Annotated in this window: 18 protein-coding genes; 7 read left to right on the top strand and 11 right to left on the bottom strand. The window is 46.7% G+C overall.

The window, feature by feature from the left end:
- The first annotated feature begins 47 nt into the window (after window positions 1-47).
- Window positions 48-1,076, top strand: coding sequence for a hypothetical protein (locus K9W43_07855; GenBank protein MCF2137146.1), 1,029 nt, complete (start codon window positions 48-50; stop codon window positions 1,074-1,076).
- A 77-nt stretch (window positions 1,077-1,153) separates the two neighbouring features.
- Complete coding sequence (locus K9W43_07860; GenBank protein MCF2137147.1) at window positions 1,154-2,374, top strand: DUF438 domain-containing protein; 1,221 nt, start codon at window positions 1,154-1,156, stop codon at window positions 2,372-2,374.
- Between the two features lie 49 nt (window positions 2,375-2,423).
- Here the strand turns inward: K9W43_07860 and K9W43_07865 are convergent, their stop codons facing one another.
- Window positions 2,424-2,765 carry a hypothetical protein gene (locus K9W43_07865; GenBank protein MCF2137148.1) on the bottom strand — a complete coding sequence of 114 codons (342 nt, stop codon included), beginning with the start codon at window positions 2,763-2,765 and terminating at the stop codon, window positions 2,424-2,426.
- A 198-nt stretch (window positions 2,766-2,963) separates the two neighbouring features.
- On the opposite strand from K9W43_07865, the gene K9W43_07870 reads away from it, so the two are divergent.
- Together K9W43_07870 and K9W43_07875 are read left to right on the top strand one after the other, a co-directional pair.
- Window positions 2,964-3,227, top strand: coding sequence for a UPF0147 family protein (locus tag K9W43_07870; GenBank protein MCF2137149.1), 264 nt, complete (start codon window positions 2,964-2,966; stop codon window positions 3,225-3,227).
- A gap of 157 nt (window positions 3,228-3,384) precedes the next feature.
- Window positions 3,385-4,794, top strand: coding sequence for a ribonuclease E/G (locus tag K9W43_07875; protein MCF2137150.1), 1,410 nt, complete (start codon window positions 3,385-3,387; stop codon window positions 4,792-4,794).
- Window positions 4,795-4,851: 57 nt separating this feature from the next.
- On the opposite strand, the gene K9W43_07880 is transcribed toward K9W43_07875, so the two are convergent.
- The 5 genes from K9W43_07880 to K9W43_07900 all read right to left on the bottom strand — a co-directional run bounded on the left by K9W43_07880 (window position 4,852) and on the right by K9W43_07900 (window position 8,634).
- On the bottom strand, window positions 4,852-5,094 hold the full coding sequence (locus K9W43_07880; protein ID MCF2137151.1) for a CTAG/PCC1 family protein: 243 nt from the start codon (window positions 5,092-5,094) through the stop codon (window positions 4,852-4,854).
- The gene (locus K9W43_07885) at window positions 5,091-6,413 is read right to left on the bottom strand and encodes a hypothetical protein (protein ID MCF2137152.1); all 1,323 of its coding nucleotides are present in this window, start codon (window positions 6,411-6,413) and stop codon (window positions 5,091-5,093) included. The genes K9W43_07880 and K9W43_07885 overlap by 4 nt, the downstream gene beginning before the upstream one ends.
- Before the next feature lie 39 nt (window positions 6,414-6,452).
- Complete coding sequence (locus K9W43_07890) at window positions 6,453-6,908, bottom strand: 30S ribosomal protein S15 (GenBank protein ID MCF2137153.1); 456 nt, start codon at window positions 6,906-6,908, stop codon at window positions 6,453-6,455.
- A 104-nt stretch (window positions 6,909-7,012) separates the two neighbouring features.
- Window positions 7,013-7,642 carry a Kae1-associated kinase Bud32 gene (locus K9W43_07895; protein MCF2137154.1) on the bottom strand — a complete coding sequence of 210 codons (630 nt, stop codon included), beginning with the start codon at window positions 7,640-7,642 and terminating at the stop codon, window positions 7,013-7,015.
- A complete protein-coding gene (locus tag K9W43_07900) occupies window positions 7,642-8,634 on the bottom strand; it encodes a bifunctional N(6)-L-threonylcarbamoyladenine synthase/serine/threonine protein kinase (protein ID MCF2137155.1) in 993 nt (330 codons plus the stop codon). Before K9W43_07900 ends, K9W43_07895 begins: the two co-directional genes overlap by 1 nt.
- 145 nt (window positions 8,635-8,779) lie before the next feature.
- Here K9W43_07900 and K9W43_07905 point away from each other — a divergent pair, with 145 nt between their 5' ends.
- Entirely contained in the window at window positions 8,780-9,010 is a 231-nt protein-coding gene (locus tag K9W43_07905) for an RNA-binding protein (protein ID MCF2137156.1), read from the top strand.
- A gap of 13 nt (window positions 9,011-9,023) precedes the next feature.
- Here K9W43_07905 and K9W43_07910 read toward each other — a convergent pair whose 3' ends face one another.
- Entirely contained in the window at window positions 9,024-11,045 is a 2,022-nt protein-coding gene (locus K9W43_07910; GenBank protein MCF2137157.1) for a DUF460 domain-containing protein, read from the bottom strand.
- 147 nt (window positions 11,046-11,192) lie between these two features.
- Between K9W43_07910 and K9W43_07915 the strand changes: the two genes are divergently transcribed.
- Window positions 11,193-11,483 (top strand): helix-turn-helix domain-containing protein, encoded by a 291-nt coding sequence (locus K9W43_07915; protein MCF2137158.1) that lies wholly within the window; start codon window positions 11,193-11,195, stop codon window positions 11,481-11,483.
- 33 nt (window positions 11,484-11,516) lie between these two features.
- Here K9W43_07915 and K9W43_07920 read toward each other — a convergent pair whose 3' ends face one another.
- Both K9W43_07920 and K9W43_07925 read right to left on the bottom strand, forming a co-directional pair.
- Complete coding sequence (locus K9W43_07920; GenBank protein ID MCF2137159.1) at window positions 11,517-12,119, bottom strand: hypothetical protein; 603 nt, start codon at window positions 12,117-12,119, stop codon at window positions 11,517-11,519.
- A gap of 72 nt (window positions 12,120-12,191) precedes the next feature.
- On the bottom strand, window positions 12,192-13,694 hold the full coding sequence (locus K9W43_07925; protein ID MCF2137160.1) for an ATP-binding protein: 1,503 nt from the start codon (window positions 13,692-13,694) through the stop codon (window positions 12,192-12,194).
- A gap of 351 nt (window positions 13,695-14,045) precedes the next feature.
- On the opposite strand from K9W43_07925, the gene tsaA reads away from it, so the two are divergent.
- A complete protein-coding gene (tsaA, locus tag K9W43_07930) occupies window positions 14,046-15,515 on the top strand; it encodes a tRNA (N6-threonylcarbamoyladenosine(37)-N6)-methyltransferase TrmO (protein MCF2137161.1) in 1,470 nt (489 codons plus the stop codon).
- Window positions 15,516-15,624: 109 nt separating this feature from the next.
- Here the strand turns inward: tsaA and K9W43_07935 are convergent, their stop codons facing one another.
- Entirely contained in the window at window positions 15,625-16,785 is a 1,161-nt protein-coding gene (locus K9W43_07935) for a DNA double-strand break repair nuclease NurA (GenBank protein MCF2137162.1), read from the bottom strand.
- Window positions 16,775-18,457, bottom strand: coding sequence for a CTP synthase (locus K9W43_07940; protein MCF2137163.1), 1,683 nt, complete (start codon window positions 18,455-18,457; stop codon window positions 16,775-16,777). The genes K9W43_07935 and K9W43_07940 overlap by 11 nt, the downstream gene beginning before the upstream one ends.
- Window positions 18,458-18,547: the final 90 nt, after the last annotated feature.

Raw genomic sequence — 18,547 nt, forward strand, 5'->3', positions numbered from 1 at the left:
AATATCAACACAATAAGTAGATATTCCAGATTAGGTGTAATACTTCTTTGAGTGATCTAATGAAGTTCATCAGAGGCTTTCGAATTCTTCTCACAAAGACATGGTACAATTTTAGTTTTATTTTGTCGCTCGCTGCAACGACTATTATTGCAGCATGGATAATTACGGTCGGAACACTGACTCCAGACATCCATGATCCGCTTCAAGGCGCAGCAATCTCATTGGTCAGCTCCTTCCAGTATTTCGTCATCGCCCTAATCCTATTCTCATTGACTAGCAAGGGGCGAAATATGTTCTTCGAACGCCAGAACCATCTACGAAACCAAGTGCTGCTGTCTATTCTCTTCATATTCATCTTTATGGTCATTGGCGGTGCAGCCATGTTTCCGGGCGCGATCATCGGAGCCGCCTTAACATTTGTAGATGCACTCATTACTGCCTACTTTACCGTACTCTTAGGTTGGAACGTCGCGGATATTGTACATAAAAAAGTCAAAAGTAGACCGAAGTTAAACTGGACTCTCTTTGTCTTCTTTGTCATTGTTGGCATAGTCATCTTTGGGGGCGCATACATGTATCTAGGACTTGCCACGTTACCATTTGAGCAGCAGATAATTCTCCTAATCTTCCCACTCGGTTTTGTCATTCTACCAATTATGACCGTCGTGTATAGAGATAGAACAGCGGGGCCAAGCCAGACAGGAATCATGACCATCGTACTACTAGGCATTGGAATATACTACACTTTCCGCCTCATCAGTATCGGTACGCCTCAGTTAACTCTCGCGGACATTGTAGTGCAGTTAGTGATTATGATCTATGGACTCTCCACTACGGTTGCAAATGTGGAAGAGAAGATTCAATCGTCACCAATTACTTCAATCACGCTCATTTTAGCTGTAATTCTCAGCAGAGTAGGAACCAACATCAACATGCTCCTTGCAGCCTCGGTTGGTCTAGGAAACATTGTCAAGATTGGCGTGACCAGCTTTACCATTCTTAACATAGTATTGCTCGGGACTATAGTTCCCGTATACTGGTTGTATAAACGAAAATCTTCCGAAACAGCAGTATAGAGAAAAAGATGGCACTATCCAAGTGGTAACTATCGTATTTATATAGTAAACTATGGTTAATTTTCTTGTGAATGACAATGGCTCAAGATAAGAAGGAAGCATTGAAAGTAATCATTGAGAAACTGCATGCGGGCGCCGATCCGGAAGAGATCAAACAAGAATTCCGCGAAACAATCGGGGACGCATCTGCAACGGACATCTCTGTTGCCGAGGAAGAGCTCATCAAAGAGGGAATGCCTCGTGAACGAATTCAAAAGCTCTGTGATGTCCATTTGGCAGTATTTCGTGAATCGATTGAGGCCAAGGGAGACATTGCCCCCAAGGGGCATCCAGTCTATATTTTGATGCATGAACACCAAGCCCAACTCGATTATGCTGAGGAATTGTCGAGTATCGCCAGAACAATCTTGGCGGAAAAACGAGACCCTACCTCAGATGAACGTACCAGACTAGCGGAACTCGTTGATAGTTTCAGAGAGGCTGAGAGTCACTATCTTCGTGAGGAGAATGTGTTATTCCCATATCTTGAGGCACATGGAGTGCGTGAACCACCCGCGATAATGTGGATGGAACATGATCAAATACGCACAATCAAAAAACGACTCTCTGAAACCGTAGAGAATAGTGGCGAGATAGACCTCAACGGTCTTGTCAGCGCATCTCTCGCACTTCACGAGATATTATCGGAACACTTCTACAAGGAGAACAACATTCTATTCCCGACAGCAATGAACCTCGTCACAGAGGATGAATGGAAAACCATTAGAAAGGAGTTCGATGAGATAGGTTATTGTTGCTTCACACCAGAACTTCCCAAATCTGAAAAGCAAGATGATTCTGCACGGACGGAAATCTCAGGTGGCGAGATAAGACTGGAATCGGGTACTATGAGCTTAGACGTTCTGGAGGCAATTCTGAATACACTCCCAGTGGACATCACATTCGTGGATGCGGATGATCGCGTGGCATACTTTAGTCTCTCTAGCGAGCGCATCTTTGTCAGATCAAAAGCCGTGATTGGGCGTGAAGTCCAATACTGCCATCCTAAACGAAGCCTCGATAAGGTCAATCAAATCCTCGACGACTTCAAGAACAACAGACGCGATGCAGCAGAGTTTTGGATTAACCTCAATGGTAGGCTCATCTATATCCGATATTTTGCCGTTCGGAGCAAAGAGGGACAATATCTCGGAACGTTGGAAGTGACTCAAGATATCACCGATATCAAACAGTTACAAGGGGAGAAGCGCCTGCTTGACGAAAAGCCACCAGTGATTATGCCCACAATCCAAGAATAGAAGGGGAAACAGTTCCCCTCACTTCCTTTTTCTTAAAATAAGAGACAAATTAGAGATTATTTAGCTCTCGCAGGGCCCGCAACAGCAGTACTAAAAGATTGCTTAGTTTTGTCAAGACTTCCAAGTCATTTTCATGTGATAGTGCATCGTTCAGGGCGGTGATTTTTTCTAGAAGCGTCTGGCGCAGTTCCGGAAGAGAGGTATGACCTTGCGACCGGGGCGCAGCCTGTTCGTCGGAATACACTAATTTCCTATCGCAGGTCGCACAATAGATCTCGTCCCCTATTTTCAATAAGGGAGAGCCACATTGTGGACAGGCTTGTGCAAGCATAGTTGCGCCACGCCGAAGCAAGTCTGCCATTCTCTTTATTGACTCGTCATTTTCACCCATACCATTCACCAGATCTGTCATTATTAATAATTGAGCCACCAGTCTTTCTATAAGCGTACCATATGAAAAGTTTCTGCACACATAACCATGACTTCAAGAATTGTTAGTGCCAAAATGTCTATATGTCTAGGCCAAGTCACCAGATAGTGTTGTTCGCACATCATTCAGTGCGCCAAGACCATTTAGAGGTGAGTCCATATGGACGCCGAAACACAGAGAAGCATTGATCATTCGAAGCACCTTCTCAAGGAGATTTCTGAGAACACATCGGTCCCGCGCAACATTCGACGCGCAGCCAATGAAGCGATTGCCATTCTTGAGAACGAGTCTGAGTCCCCAGCTGTACGGGCACAGAACGTAATTGCAATACTGGACGAGCCCAGTCAAGATCCTAACTGCCCTAACTTTGCTAGGACACGTATTTGGCATGTGTCTAGTCTTCTTGAACCCATCCGCGACTAGTTCGACAGGTCACTAGTCGGCGGACATCTGTCGACCCGTCCACGAGACGGGATTGGCGGCTCATTCAAGGCCGTGTGTGTCCATGATAAAAGCGAGGATAAGAGGAATTTACTCACAATCTCTAACCAATATATTGCTTCAAAACAACTTTGAGGTCGTGCAACCAACTCCGGAAGTAGCAAGAAGATTTGGTCTTCCCTATAGAGGGGGAATTCCAGACATCGACATCTGGGATCGAAGCGATCTCCAAGGGATAGTAGCAATAGCATACGAGTCGGTCCTGACACGATTGACGGAAGTACTTCGGAGAAGGCTTGGTGGAATTATCGTACGCAAGCCACGGGTGGCAAAGAGCTCAATTTACAAGGGGCGGGTCATGGGGCAAGATGAACGAACAGGCCATACAAGAATTGACCTAGGTGGGGTCTCAGGAATCCTGCCGGATAGAAGCCTCAGAAGTGGAGAAGAGATCATAGTTCAAGTGAGAGCTCATGATTATGGGCGAAAATCACCCGTTCTCTCAACCAACATAACAATTCCAGGACGGTCGGTAGTACTTCTTCCGGAGCCAGTCGTCAGATTAAGCACAAAAATCAAGAATCCCGACCGGCGAAAAGACCTGATCACCCTCGGGCGAAGAATTAGGGAGTATACGGATAATTGGGGAATTTTATGGAGGACCGCAGCAGAGGGCTTGACCGATGATGAACTCAGAACTGAAGTGGACGACCTCTTAGATACCTCACAACAGATATTCACCAAGTTCGAAAAGATGCCCGAGCCCGGGCTCCTATTTGAGGGAACCAGTAATGCGGATATCGAATTTCCGTCCGAGGTAAAAGAAACACTGGACAAGACCCGCGCGAAGATAGAACCCACAATAAAGAAGCATCATTTCTACAAAAGCGCCGGGTATGCATCTCTTGTGGACTTTGCAGAGATGATCATCGAGGACAAACCGGATCAACTATCATATATCACATCCAAATTGGAAAAGACCATCCTCAGAGATATGCCACGTCAAGACGATCCAATTAACATCGAACATGTAAAACTTGACGGCAGAAACATAATCCTTGTCCGTGGACGAGTTATAGATGTCGCACCCAATATGATCGTCATTCGAAGGCAGTTCAGGTACACTGACAGAAAGCTCAAACTCACCCAAGAATACCCGGAAAAAGTACAGGTGCCAAGGGGCGAAGGGGACTATGCAATAACCAAGGCAATTGCGGGTTCATCAACTCTGGTCACGGACTATTATTCGCGTACTGGGCAGCTGAAAGGAACCTATGTCAACATCAATACGGGTGTGGAGATATATCCCAGTATTGGCAATGCACCCAGTAGAGTGAGATATGTGGATCTTGAGATTGATATCATTAGCCTGCCAAAGAGAGGCGATGTGAGAATAATAGATCAACACCTTCTCAAACGTGCTGTACAACGGGGCTTTATCACAGAGGAAATGGCAAATATGGCCCAAAAGCAGGCCGAGACTATCTATGAACGATTAATGGAAGGGGTTGATGCAATCACTGCATCTAATGGTACAGGCCGACGATAGCCATAGACCAACAGAATAGAGTAAATCGTTTCAAAGCATAGGTGAAGAGCAACATGACTACTCGATGGTTTCCATTGTACGAATCACCAGATCGATAGATGATAGAAGATCTTCAACCGTCGCCATCAAACTCTGAACACCTCGGGATGTAGCAATGTCAAAATAGATAGTAGGACCATCAATACGACTTGTGATGGTGAGTCCTCTTGGGAGCCCCGAATTTTCTGGGGATACGGACTTTAGGATTTGAATGGCCATATCATGAGAGGCAAACTGGAGGTGGAGAGTTACTGACATCATGTTGAGGCATTCCCCTCAATGTTTTCAAGTGTCGCAAAAATTGTCTGCCAGTCTGTCGTAGAATCTAATACAACAGAGGAGTAAGAGGTTGAGAGAGGACTAAGACCTGATGCCTCAAACGAAGAGAGAATCGTTGAGAGACTGGCATCTGTAGAACGCCAAGAGATAGACAAAGCGGAATCACTCTGAAGGCCAAGAAATCGTGACTGGACAAGACCACGTTCCAATAAGATGCGGCTCACCTCAGTCAGAACTGCACCATCACCTTTTGAGAGAACCATATGTGTGGCCGATCCCGTGACTTGAAAGGCATTCTCATTAACAGAGGGAAGGACTTCATGAAGCGCCATTATTACTTTGTTAGTAGTATCCATACACGAGTCGAGTAATGATTTCAGGGAACGTGCTCGATCACCCATCCATACCGCTAGTTCAAGCCCAAGTTCTCTTCGGGACCAAGCTATAGAAGCAAGAACACGGATGTTGGACATCCATCTCATAGGACTGTCTTCATTCTCTGACAAGTTTTCGACATTAGTGCCGATTATCTGGGCTGCAAGTGCGGGATCTATCCGCTCGATGATGGCCGATGTGATTCGTTGGCGTTCGGCCTTTTTCAGAAGGATGAGTGGGCGTGTCCGCCTGACAGGGGTGATCTCGGCCTGTTCAAGGAGTTGATCACATTCGTTAGAGTCCCCACTGATCCCTTCCATATAGGGATAGATGCTGACCGACAGACACTCTCGTGCAGGCATGAAGTTTGCCCCGTATAGCAAGTATTCAGGGCGTCGTGAGAGATTACACGAGGCCAAGGCGGTGTCTATAATAGAAGAAGAGAGAGGATCCGTAGTAGTCTGATTCGGTGCTATCAAAAGCCCGATGGCGGCGAGCCGTATATCAGAGGTAGTAAGTGCATATTTTTCGGCAACAAGAGCGAGTACTGTTGGAACAATAGATTGTGAGACCCCAATTGTGATGGCGTCATCGATAGCGTGAGAAGGAGCCAAAAATATTGCATCCGCAAGAGAAGCAGATTCCTTTTCTGGCGTGCTAAGGGAAACACCAATGAAAATGGGCAGATACCCGGCATATTTCGACAGCATGGATGAAACTGTTGAGGTATCAATGATTGGCTCGATAAAGGTGATGTGAACAATACCACCTGAACGAATGATCGCTCTACCCAGAACTGCCGTAGCAAATATGGCCTCTGAAGTGGGAGAGGACATCAGCAATACTCTGGAGTCAGATGTAATTGGTACATCGGCTGTTTCTTTTCGAAGTGCGTTGAGTTCGGGAATCTCAGGTGCTTCTGCCATCGTAAACAGATAGAGCTAAAGGGTTATTGGAGATAAAGATTATCTCAGCAGGACGGCAGCCTGATCCGGAGAGTATTTCCAGTCACTTGGAAGAACTCCTTCACGGCGATAGTATTTGGAGAGCCTGTGAATCTTACTCTCAATCAACTGGAGAGATCTCTTTGAAACGAAATCTTTCTTGTGCTCTTCCATATGTCGTCGGATAGTGACTGCTTTGGCAATAAGATTGCGAAGATCTTCAGGAACTCGGCGTTCAAGCTTGTTTTCCTGAAGAATGGTGAGAATAGACTTGCCAGTAATGACCTTGACAAGTGGAATGCCATATTGATCACGAAGGATTAGGCCAATCATGGATGGAGTGTTGCCAGTCTTGGCTAGCTCAATCACCTTATTCTCGACCCATTCAGCATCTCGGTCCAACCACTCAGGGACACGTAAAGCCGAAGGTCTCTTGCTTCCGGACTGACCTTTGCGTCTCGTGTGCATTCTTGCCATTGGGTCTTCCTCTGTTTGAACTATGTGCTCTTGAACCGAGTCTTCCCCTCCGCCAGAGGCTGTGGATATAAACGTTGCCGTGTGGCGATATCATAAAGGGACTGCTAATGATACCGACCACGTTCTCGTATTGCATCCATACGGGAGAGAACATCATTAGCCTCAGCACCCATAGTCGCCGAATAGCCTTCTAGGACTGCCTCCAACATCAGTTCCTGCCGCTCCCAATGAGTTGTCTCAAGTGCTCGCTGCACCAGATGAAGATCAACGCCCATCATCTCAACGGTGGCATTCCATTCTGCAAGACCAAAATCAACCAGCCATAACTTCCCGCGTGTATCCACTATAACATTGCTGGTTGTTGGATCCCCATGAACAACATGGACCTTATGGAGAAGGCCGATCATCTTCCCAAAACCAATACAGAGATCTCTCAGAGAGGACGGCTCTGCATTCTGAGCTATCTCCTTCAGTTGCCGCCCTTCAATGAAATCCATGATTATCGCATTATTACTCCTGTCAACTGAATAGACAGCAGGAGTGGGAATACCCAGACCACGGGCATAGGTGAGCATCTTACACTCTCGGGCTGTACGTTGTTTGCGAAGCAGTGCATCAATATCTGCAAGAAGATAGGGCTTAGGGACTCGTGACTTGATGATGACAGGACGGCCCCACATTGTTGTACGGAGGATCTGAGACTCCGCGCCTAACGCCCACAATTCAGTTTTCATTAATGTGACCTCCATATGATGTCCTGGGCGTCAGTCCGCCATTTTGGGAGGATGTGGGACTCAGGTATATTCAGCTTGTCCCCCGCCTGATATTGTAACAGTCCAGTCCACGCAATCATTGCACCTTGATCTCCAGCCAGTGGAGGCGAGACCCTGTGGAATGTTGCTCCATGACGTGCAGCCACGCCTTCTAAAATCTCAGTCAACCTATTATTTCGAGCTACCCCACCAGTGAGAAGCAACTCGTGCTTTTTTGTATGAGCAATGGCGCGTTCAGCAATCTCCGCAAGCATTCCAAAGGCGGTCTCCTGAATACTGAAACAGAGGTCGTTCAGCGGAACACCCTCATCAAAAAGCCTCTTGGCCGCAGTGAGCATTCCAGAGTAACTGAGGTCCATTCCCTTCACAGAATACGGCAGTGGATGGTATTTTGTGCCCTCCTTAGCTTGGCGCTCTACAATAGGACCAGCAGGGAATCGCATCCCGACTGCACGACCAAATGTATCCAGCATATTACCTATTGCGATATCAAGAGTTTCACCAAAAGTGCGAAAACGACCGCCGGCATAGGCAATGATCTGAGTATTTCCACCAGACACATAGACCGTTACAGGATCGATGAAACCTGACTCTAAGCACCCAATCTCCACGTGTGCAACACAATGATTTACTCCAACTATAGGTACCGATAGCGCCAGTGAAATTGCACGTGCCATGGTGGCCGTCACACGAAGACAGGGACCAAGCCCAGGGCCACGAGAGAATGCAACAACATCAATCGCATCGGGAGAGATATCCGCGGCCTCAATTGCTCGAGCGATTAGATCGGGGCCCAATTCAGCATGATGGCGACTGGCTTCACGGGGGTGGATTCCGCCCTCTTTAGGAGAGAGCATATCCCATTCATTAGCCAAGACCTCACCATCGCTGGTCACGATTCCGGCGCCAAATGAGTGAGCGGTACCCTCTAGGCCCAGAGCGATAAGTGTCATCTCAATTACTCCAGAACTTGTACAACAAGTAACAATATACTCTCCACTTAATATTGACTAATGGACTGCTGTTACACAGTATTGGTAGCTCTTAACAAAGGGTTTATAATTTCGCACTCAGGCTTGCACGCGAGGAAATCCAAGAATGCCCGACGAGAGGATGCCCATCAAAGCCCTTGAAGCAGCTATTAATGACGAAGTGACCATCAAGCTAAAGGATCAGCGTGTATTCCGAGGCAAGCTTACAAGATGCGACATCTACATGAATTTGACACTTGCCGATGCTGAAGAGCTTGAGAATGATGAGATAAGGGCAAAATACGGTTCAATTCTCATTAGAGGAAATAATATCCTTTGGATCCAGATACCTGAATAATAATATTCAGGCTCTAAAAATCATCAAGCGACCTACGCCTGTAGGACTCGACCAGTTCAACGAGTTCCTCTTCACCCTGCTGGCGGGCAAGTTCTCGTGCCACTCGCATGAATCCCTGGAATTGTTGTTCGAACCGTTTTCGACTAATGAACGCAAATTCGTCAATTCGTTGGAGATCTACAACGTCGGCTTTGATGACAGGTATTGTTGCTCGTACCAGTTCATTTTCTGCCAGATGAGAGAGAGAACTGTTGACAATCACTGCACGAATTCTACGTTCTATCAACATTCCTGCTGTCTGAGGGCCGCCCCCACTGGCATCTTCAAAGAGAACTATGTCTCCAGCTCGTAGACCAATGGTGCGAATATAGTCTTCAATACTCTCACGTGTGAAATGGGGGATCACTTTGACTGCAATCATATCTCCACGCATCTCACGACGCCTTACACCACGTAGTAGTTTAATACGCTCACTAAGACGTTTCACCTGTTTCTGAAGCCGATGAACCTCTCGCTTCATAGTCTTGAGTTCGGATTCTTTCCGGCTGACCTCGCGGTCACGTTTGACTCGCCAATAGTTTTCACGGTTTATTATCTCAAGACTGTATGTTAGCTCGCTCTCCCGGAATTTGTGATACTCGATCAGGCGGGCCAGATCATCGACACGCTCACTTAGATCTTCGATTTTCGTTTCAGCATGGGATAAACGGGCCCGAAGTGCATCAAATCGTTCCTGAGTGAGGGGTTCCTCCAGAAACTCAGGTTCGGGCACTTCAACCACATCGGATTCGACATGGACTAATTGAGCAATAGCCTCACTAAGAGACATCCCCTTCAAGACAAGCGCTTTTACATGATTCCGATCCACTTGAATCTGCTCGTCCCGAATTTTACGATCAATTTGTTGGAGTTTGGGAAGAACATCCCGATAGGCATAGACGGCCGCTGTAAGTGCATCACGCTCGTGGGCATTTGAAATCCGGGATGACTCTGAAAAAACACGTGCAATCTCTTGCTTTTCCGAGACAGGAATAGGTTTGTTTGGAACAAAGAGGTTCGCACTGAGAGTTGACGCGAGCTTCTTGACAAAGTGCGGCACAGGTGTAGTATCGGTAGCCACAATCACAGGCACACCATGTTCGTAGACTAGCCGGATGATATCTGCACGTGTCAAGCCCTTGCGGCTCTTTAAGAGACGAATAGTTCCAGCGAATGTGAGAAGACATACTGCCGCGGTGGTACCGGGATCGATGCCCATTATGAAATACCTTGGACGAAGATTGGGAGTGATGGGAGTCGGTTCTAGAGGTAAAAATTCTGCACGTTTTCGAACGGGGGTCACAAGCACATTGAAGTCGCCACCACGTTTGCTTTCTACAAGACCTTTGATTACAGGAAGCGGCGCATACGCGATTATGCGTGAACTGGAATAGCCAAAGTCTGATGTTCGGACATCAATATCATAGTCGATCTCCGCCTCTTTCAGTACCGATTCGATGTGGCGGGTCATTTGTTGTATCTCAGAGTGAAGTTTTCGACGATAGCGATTAGCACTCTGCCCACCACGCCCCATCTTTCGACCACGTGTCACTTTAATCTCGGTCTGTTCACCGAAACATTCCAGAAAATAGCCCACACCTTTTGATGCAAGAATTGCCGAGAGGCGTGCAGCCTCCAAGGGGGTCGGTTTCCCGTGTAATGGAAAGTGAAATTTTCGTGCCAGTGATTTAATGGAGACCTGTTTTGGTGGCACCCCTGTGACTTGCACTAATTTGGTCTCAAAAGGAAAGCGATTCATTAATGCGAAGATTGACTTGGTGTCCGGAACAATCTCAAAAATATTATCGGTTGCAATGTAGATTGGCTTTATTTCCTGTACTAACCGAATCAGATCTCTTCTGGAGATTTCTTCATGTTCTGAAACAACGATACCGTCACAGACAACAGCACACGCGAATTTGGGGCGAGTTCTAGAACGTGGACTATATGATGGGAGAATATCAAAACCAATGATGAACTCGTGGTCGGCGACCATGAGGCTCAGCACTCATGTGCTCAATAGGTGTTTTGCCTATAAGCATTGACATCACGCAAAAAGCGACCGTTGCCGAAAATTTATGTGGAGATACTCTCGCAAACAACAAGTATAATAAACTCTTACTTTAGCAACTTGCGACGCGAGGTGTTACAGCTGTCAGAAACATTACATATCAAAAATGATGACGACATTGAACGCATAGGGAGTGCCCTCTCCTCAGGAACACGCCTTAAAATTCTTAGACTTCTTCTCGATGGAGAGAAAGATGTGACACGAGTAGCACGGCATCTTGGGGGGACTGAAGCCAATGCCAGCGCTCAGATCAAAATACTTTCCGAGGCGGGACTCTTGGACTGCCGTTATGAACCAGGACAACATGGCCTGAAGAAGATTTCGCGAACCAAGATTAAAAGAGTCATAATAGATTTTGAATAATTTTTTTGGTGGATTCACACTGACATCGGATTGCTACTCGCCCCGAGCGACATCCACTGTCAGATGTGCTCTCCATCTCTGTATTCTTTTTAGGATATTATCTCGTTCTTCAGGGCGGATGCCTTTCATCCCACGCTTTTGCAAAAACCGGAGCACGATGTTCATGTCACGCTCTACACGCTCGTTAGGGCGCTCTTTGGATATGAGCCGCGCCTTCACCATTTCAAGATGAGCTGCAAGCTCTTCAGCGAGCACATCACTAGATTGGGCCTTATCGGCAAACGCAGCAAGAGTTGTGTCAACTAGAGTGGAGAAATCATCGGTTCGTGTGGTGGGGGGAGGAGAAACATAATCAGGAGTGGGAGGGCGAGGTGATGAGGCTTCGGTAACTGAATCAAAAGAGCTGGATGTAGAGGAGGGAGGAGTGGCCATGCTGGAGGCGGGATGCGAGTCTTTACTGCTCACCTCTGTAAATATTGGGCCAGAAGAGGCTGACTCGCCTGAGGTGACCGACTCCGTATCGTCAGACATGTCGAGTAGACGGCGCAATTCCCTGAACTGATCAAATAGTTCGACAAGGCTACTTTGCATATGATCTATCAGTCGTTTAATTTCCTCACTTTTTCGATGGGGCATTTTAACAGGTCTCCACTCCCATAAGAGTAAATAATATGGGACTATTTTAACTTTTGATTCTTATTGCGAGAGCTATCTATCGGCACGCCTAAGAGCTTCGGTCAGATCAGAACCATGTCCTGAGGGCTCGAATTTTCTTTGCCGGATTTTGACAAACGCGGGGACAGACACAACTTCACCAACAAATAGTGCCTCTCCAACCTCTAATGTGGTTATCGCGTCTAACGCAGCTCTATCAATACCTTCGCTACTTCGTCCAATATGATCCAAGTCATACGGATTTGTCGTGCGCAAAATGGCCTGATTACTACACTGACTAAGAACTGTTGTAGACAAACGAACTGGGCGCTGAGAGATAAGACAGAGGAGAGCATGAAACTTACGTCCCTCACGCGCTATTGTCTCAATTCGTGGTTTCGGTAGAGCGAGCTCTTGGCGACTCTCAGGACAGAACTGATGCGCTTCTTCCAATACAAGAAGGAATGGGGGGATAGACCCCCGACGCCGGAGATACAAGAGCTCATTTGCCAAGTAGGACACTACAATCTGTTTCTTCTTCAATGAGATGAAATCACTCAGATCAATTAGAGACAACTTGCCAGGCCGGACTATATCATGAACGTTCGGTGCTGCCTCTTTCCCAAAGAGACCAGTATCCTCGAGACTGACTAGCCAGCTCACCAATGCATCACGTGTGTTCTTGTTGATATTTTCGTCATCACGAACAAGATCCATCAGATCGCCAAGGGAGTAACCCTGCTTACGTGCAGCACGGGCCTGCGAGATAATACGTCGAAGGTCACGCAACTGTACCGAACTCATATCAGAGAGAAACGCGCCAATAGCCTCTGCTGTAAGAGATTGAACAGGGATCTGGAAATGAGCTCCACGAATACGTTCCACATCCACATCGTGAGGCAGTCCAAGATCCTTGCCAGTAATGTCTTCTAGATAACTGTACTCTCCATGAACATCAATTACAATGACCGCGATTCGGCCCTGCTCTTTTGTTCGAGAGAGGAGCTCTTCCAACATGACTGATACAAAGTAAGACTTGCCTGCCCCACTCATAGCTAGGATCGCTAGATGTTTGGAAAGGAGCCTGCTAATATTAGGACGGAATTCAAGCTCATGATGCCCAAGAGTACCAAGACGCAGACCATCTTTCATATCCATCTTCAGAAAATTGGCCAGAGTGTCTGAATCTACACGTCGCACAACCGCTCCCGGCGACACTGCAAAATACGGACGACGTGTATGACCATCGACCCAGAAGCCAACAACCCGTGCATGAGCAATAGTATATTGCCAGCGATCCGTTGGGAAAATTGTACGAAGAGGTTCCCCACGTGATTGGTACTCGCGAACTGCTTCGGCATGTTGATAATAGCGATTGACACGAATCATATCTTGGACACGAGCAATGACCAAGCCGCCAGATGTGGCAACACCAACGAATTGCCCTCGTCGTGCAATTACTTCAGTCGAATCCCCCTCTACAACAAAATCAAACTGCATTACGCTTGGTGTCTTATCATCACAGACAACAGTTCCCAATCGGTCGTACTCAGTCATTTGACTACAATACCTCCTCCGTAATTTGTCGAGTTTTACTTTTCAAGATGTGTATAGACAGACCAGAATCCGGGGGCATCACCAGAACACTGTCGGAAATGAACACAAGTGAATAAGACCATTTCCCATTAGATGATCTTCATCTCTCTATTAGTAAATGTCAGTATTTACACGCCTATAGAATCAAGTAATGAATCAATGGACAAGACCAGAGATAATGACTGCGAATGCACCTACAATAATGAGATACTGTAAGGCCACAAGAAACATACATAATACCACCACCGAGAGAATCTTGTGTGGTCTACGTGTTTCTACGCTGGCAATAATCTTCCAAGTGGAGGAATCCGAGTGAATATAGTGATCTTGTACCCAAAGATGGGAATTGCAGGAGATATGACTGCAGCCTCACTCTTTGATCTACTCCGCAAGAGAGAAGAGGGCGCCGAAGCGTTGATTGACGATCTCCTCGCCCCGTTCAAAAGCCACGGGAATGTGAAAATTGAATCACAAGAGAAAGGGTGCAGGCTAATAACGAGTTTTCAAGAACCGACCATTACCTACTCTGAAGCGCGAGCCCTTCAAGATAAGTTCATTCAATCTATGAAACTAAGCCCCTCCTATGCAGAGATCAGCAGGAATACACTAGAGATCTTAATTGAGGCCGAATCGTTTGTGCATAGACAGGAATTCATGGATGCCCCTACAAAGTGGGATCCAGACAAATTCACACTCCCGACTATGAATACATCTACTGCGTCTCAACCAACTATAGAACATGTACAAGACAAGCCAACTAGAATAACACCTAAAGAAACAGAAGAGAACAGCAGGGAGATCAGATTAACCTCAATAGGGGTCGCACATACCCCTTATGTAAATCGAGATGCCCCGAACCAACCAATCGTACGGCTTCAGTCAGAGGATGAGAAAGAAGATATCCATTCCACACAATTCACTATTGAACTTCAGCCACAGTTCACATCAGCCTTGGAAGATTTGGCCCAATTCAAATACATATACGTGGTATCGTATTTGGATCAGACAGGGGCCGAGACTACTTCGCAAGTAATTCCACCGTGGGATCAGACCAAGACTGAAAGGGGGCTGTTTGCCACCCGGAGCCCAAATCGACCCAATCCGATTGGGATTTCCGTGGTTCGTTTGCTACAGGTCAAGCAGAACGTCCTCTATGTAGATAGTCTGGATCTATTCGATGGCACACCAATACTTGACATCAAACCATACATTTACTCTATTGATTCAAGAGCTGCAAATAACGGGTGGATCACAGACTCGGACCATCTATTATTACATCGTCTTGGAATCGTTCATTCACACTCACAGTCTGGGACTGCAACAACAGAAGGACATCTTCACGAGGCCTCAGATATCATAATCGACTCGGTCATACCCTTGAAGATTCTTGAACTTCTGAAGATTCCTGTTAAAGACACATTCTTAGCAGCACCGCTCTCACTTGGAGGCGGCAAGATAACATTCTCTCATGGAACGTTGAGAGTTCCAGTTCCTGCGGTGAAATATATCATTGAACGCTATCAAATCCCTTCAAAACAGGGGCCTGTGGAACTTGAACTGGCCACCCCAACGGGAGTAGCATTACTAGCCGCATTGGATATAGCAAAACGACAGCTTCCGGATTCGGTCATGGAACAGATTTTACAGGTCACAGACGCATCTGTCGTGCTAAGAGGAAAAGGATTTGGAACAAAAACGATTCCTGATCACGAGAATGCCCTATTCAGCTATCTTGTTCATAACGCCGAGGGATACTTAGTTGAAGAACATATAGCGTCATAGATGTTTCCAGATACCAATACTACTGTTTGCGTCCCCTGCTATGATTCATTGTGACTTCTAAGATCCCACCAACGACCGATGAAGAAGATTAGACTTGTTCGCCATCCATCTACAGACCGCCAAATGGGTTTCGAGATCGTCGTTTTTCAAGAGAGGTGTAAGTCAGTCCCGAGATCGCCATTAGTCGATCAACCACAAATTGGGTCTCATTATTGCTGATACGTGCCCGCGCATCAGCCTCCAGAATAGGCGTCGGGATTCCATACTCAGGGTGGTGCGAAGAGAGCGGGAGTATTGTTGCAAGTGCACGATCAACAATCTCAATGCTACGTGGATCGTCTTTTGCAAGAACCTCCACTCGTAGTGGCAAGTCCTCTCGTGCAGTCTTGATGTATGTCACCCAGATAGAAGAGGCCCATCCCGCAATATCATCAATTGAGTTTGATGCCTGAGTCAGTTCAGAAGAGTACCTAAAAGCAAAGGTCCGTTCGCCCTCTTCAAGAAATGTGTCTAGGAGGTCACAGTCACGAGACATCTTTAACAACCAGCGATAGTCAATCCCTTGCATCATCTCAAAGGTCGATGGATCACGCAAAAGATGTGGGAGAATATCCCCCAGTGTGTTAACGACACGAGTGGATCGGCTATCTTTAATTATTCCAGCCAGAACTGTCCTCTGACGTGTAGCTTGCTGATAGAGCTGCGTGTAGAGTGCAATGACCTCTTTGAACTTCTCATGTGCAAGTGATCCAACAGCAGGTCTATCACGAGGATGGTAAAACAGACTGCCATCTACTAGGATAAGATCCACATGAAATTCTGTGAGAACGGAAATGGTGATTTTCAGCTCTGTAGCTACTCGTTCAAGTGACGCCAGCTGGTCAAGTTCCTGTGTGGAGAGCACCAGCGAGATAAATTTGGGGTCCGGAGGAGGGAAAGGGTCTGGATAGAAATCAACTCGCGGGCCTTCTTTTGGCCCAAAATGAAATATAACAGCCACGCCACGGGTCAAAAGGAGATCCATGGATCGAAATCGTCGGCGCACAAGTCCGCCATCAATTCCAGCAATTCGAAGACCTGAGAGAGCAACAGGTTCGATCTTTTTGACAAACTCAGGGCCCGCTGTATCGGCGGCCACAGCAGGGAATCGCCCAAGGTCAATCTTAGATTTAATTTGTTGCATGACCTGACCAAATTTAGATCGGGTCTGCTCAATTCGCTCGATCTCGTTTACCAGACGTAACAACATTCGATCAAGATCACGATTCACGGGATTTCCCCTTCTTGTATTCAAGAGCGGCCCTTATTAGTCCCAAGTATAATGGATGGGGACTCGCAGGGCGCGATTTGAATTCGGGGTGGAACTGTACACCTATCCAGAATGGGTGATTTGTCAGTTCTATAGCATTAATAATATGACCAGTGGGATCAACAGCAGATATGATCATTCCTTTACTCTGCATTTTCTTAATATAGCGCTCAATGAGATGATATCTATGACGAAATCGTTCACGTACTTCAGTTGCCCCATAAAGGCCGTGTAATTTCGTGCCCTTGATGATTTTGACCTCATGTCCACCCAAGCGCATAGTACCACCCTTGTCCTTGGTCCGACGTTGTTCCGGCATTAGATCAACAACAGGATAGAGACTGTCAGGATCCACTTCAGTAGTATGAGCACCATCCCAGCCCATTTCTTTTCGGGCAAAGGCGACAGCACCAAGTTGAGCACCATAACAAATTCCTAGAAACGGGATGCTATTCTCACACGCTACTGCTGCCGCACTGATCATTCCCTCGACACCACGAGCACCAAATCCCGGCGTGAGAAGCACCCCATCCACTCCAAGTAGATCCTCCGTCAAACAGGCCTCATCATCCCGGCTCTCTGTTTCAATCCATCGGATCTCAACCTTTGCATCACAGGCTGCTGCTGCATGTGCAAGTGCTTCATTGATGCTCTTATAGGAGTCACTGAGTAGAGTGTATTTCCCAGGCATGGCAATAGTCACAGTCCCCGAATGCGTCTGGAATCTCTCGACCATTTGGCGCCAATCATCAGCGTTAGAGGGACGTACTTCGAGTCCAAAATGGGCAATAAGCGTATCACCAAGACCTTGGTCTTCAAATGAGAGAGGTAGCTGATAGATAACGGGAATATCCGGATTTGAGATGACCCGTGTTTCAGGTACATTACAAAATAGAGCGATCTTTGCTCTTGCCGACTCGGAGAGAGGGGATTCGGCACGACACACAATAACATCAGGTTGAAGTCCAAGCCCTTGAAGCGTTCTCACACTGTGCTGAGTGGGTTTTGTCTTGAACTCCCCTACGGATTTCATATAGGGCACAAGAGTCACATGGACAAAGGCGACATGATCGCGGCCGACCTCCCTAGCAAGTTGACGCACAGCCTCCAGAAAAGGCATGGCCTCAATATCACCCACAGTCCCACCAATCTCCACAAGGAGAACATCAGGAACTGGCTCTTTACGAACGTTTTCCCAGAGCCGTTTCTTGATCTGATCAGTCACATGAGGAATTATCTGAACAGTACGCCCAAGAAAACTTCCGCGCCGTTCACCTAGAATAACAGAGGTATAGATCTGTCCGGATGTGATGTTTTGAGAGGGGTGAACAGTCATGCCTGTAAACCGTTCATACGTCCCAAAATCAAGGTCAATCTCAGAGATCTTGAATTCAAAATCCTCAATCGGGCGGAAGGTCCATGTCTCTTCTGTGACAAAGACTTCACCATGCTCGATAGGATTGAGGGTTCCGGGGTCAATATTGAGGTATGGATCTATTTTCACAATCCGTATAGAATATCCACGAAATTGAAAGAGCTTGGCAATTGATGCTGTTGTGGCACCTTTACCGATACCTGACAACACACCACCTGTTACAAAGACGAATCTCGTCCCGTTATCTTTGGACTTCACCAGTACCTGCCTCAACCTAGAAATGAATATGAAAAGGTTCGGTTCAATATAATAGGGCGGCTACATATCTCCGTTTAAGTCATTCGTTCA

This window comes from Candidatus Thorarchaeota archaeon, assembly GCA_021498125.1.
GTDB lineage: Archaea > Asgardarchaeota > Thorarchaeia > Thorarchaeales > Thorarchaeaceae > B65-G9.

What these genes read in the sequence shown, in the direction of transcription:
- K9W43_07860 (MCF2137147.1), top strand. Translation starts at nt 1,154, where the DNA reads ATGGCTCAAGATAAGAAGGAAGCATTGAAAGTAATCATTGAGAAACTG.
- K9W43_07865 (MCF2137148.1), bottom strand. Translation starts at nt 2,765, where the DNA reads ATGGGTGAAAATGACGAGTCAATAAAGAGAATGGCAGACTTGCTTCGG.
- K9W43_07870 (MCF2137149.1), top strand. Translation starts at nt 2,964, where the DNA reads ATGGACGCCGAAACACAGAGAAGCATTGATCATTCGAAGCACCTTCTC.
- K9W43_07880 (MCF2137151.1), bottom strand. Translation starts at nt 5,094, where the DNA reads ATGATGTCAGTAACTCTCCACCTCCAGTTTGCCTCTCATGATATGGCC.
- K9W43_07885 (MCF2137152.1), bottom strand. Translation starts at nt 6,413, where the DNA reads ATGGCAGAAGCACCTGAGATTCCCGAACTCAACGCACTTCGAAAAGAA.
- K9W43_07890 (MCF2137153.1), bottom strand. Translation starts at nt 6,908, where the DNA reads ATGGCAAGAATGCACACGAGACGCAAAGGTCAGTCCGGAAGCAAGAGA.
- K9W43_07895 (MCF2137154.1), bottom strand. Translation starts at nt 7,642, where the DNA reads ATGAAAACTGAATTGTGGGCGTTAGGCGCGGAGTCTCAGATCCTCCGT.
- K9W43_07900 (MCF2137155.1), bottom strand. Translation starts at nt 8,634, where the DNA reads ATGACACTTATCGCTCTGGGCCTAGAGGGTACCGCTCACTCATTTGGC.
- K9W43_07905 (MCF2137156.1), top strand. Translation starts at nt 8,780, where the DNA reads ATGCCCGACGAGAGGATGCCCATCAAAGCCCTTGAAGCAGCTATTAAT.
- K9W43_07910 (MCF2137157.1), bottom strand. Translation starts at nt 11,045, where the DNA reads ATGGTCGCCGACCACGAGTTCATCATTGGTTTTGATATTCTCCCATCA.
- K9W43_07920 (MCF2137159.1), bottom strand. Translation starts at nt 12,119, where the DNA reads ATGCCCCATCGAAAAAGTGAGGAAATTAAACGACTGATAGATCATATG.
- K9W43_07925 (MCF2137160.1), bottom strand. Translation starts at nt 13,694, where the DNA reads ATGACTGAGTACGACCGATTGGGAACTGTTGTCTGTGATGATAAGACA.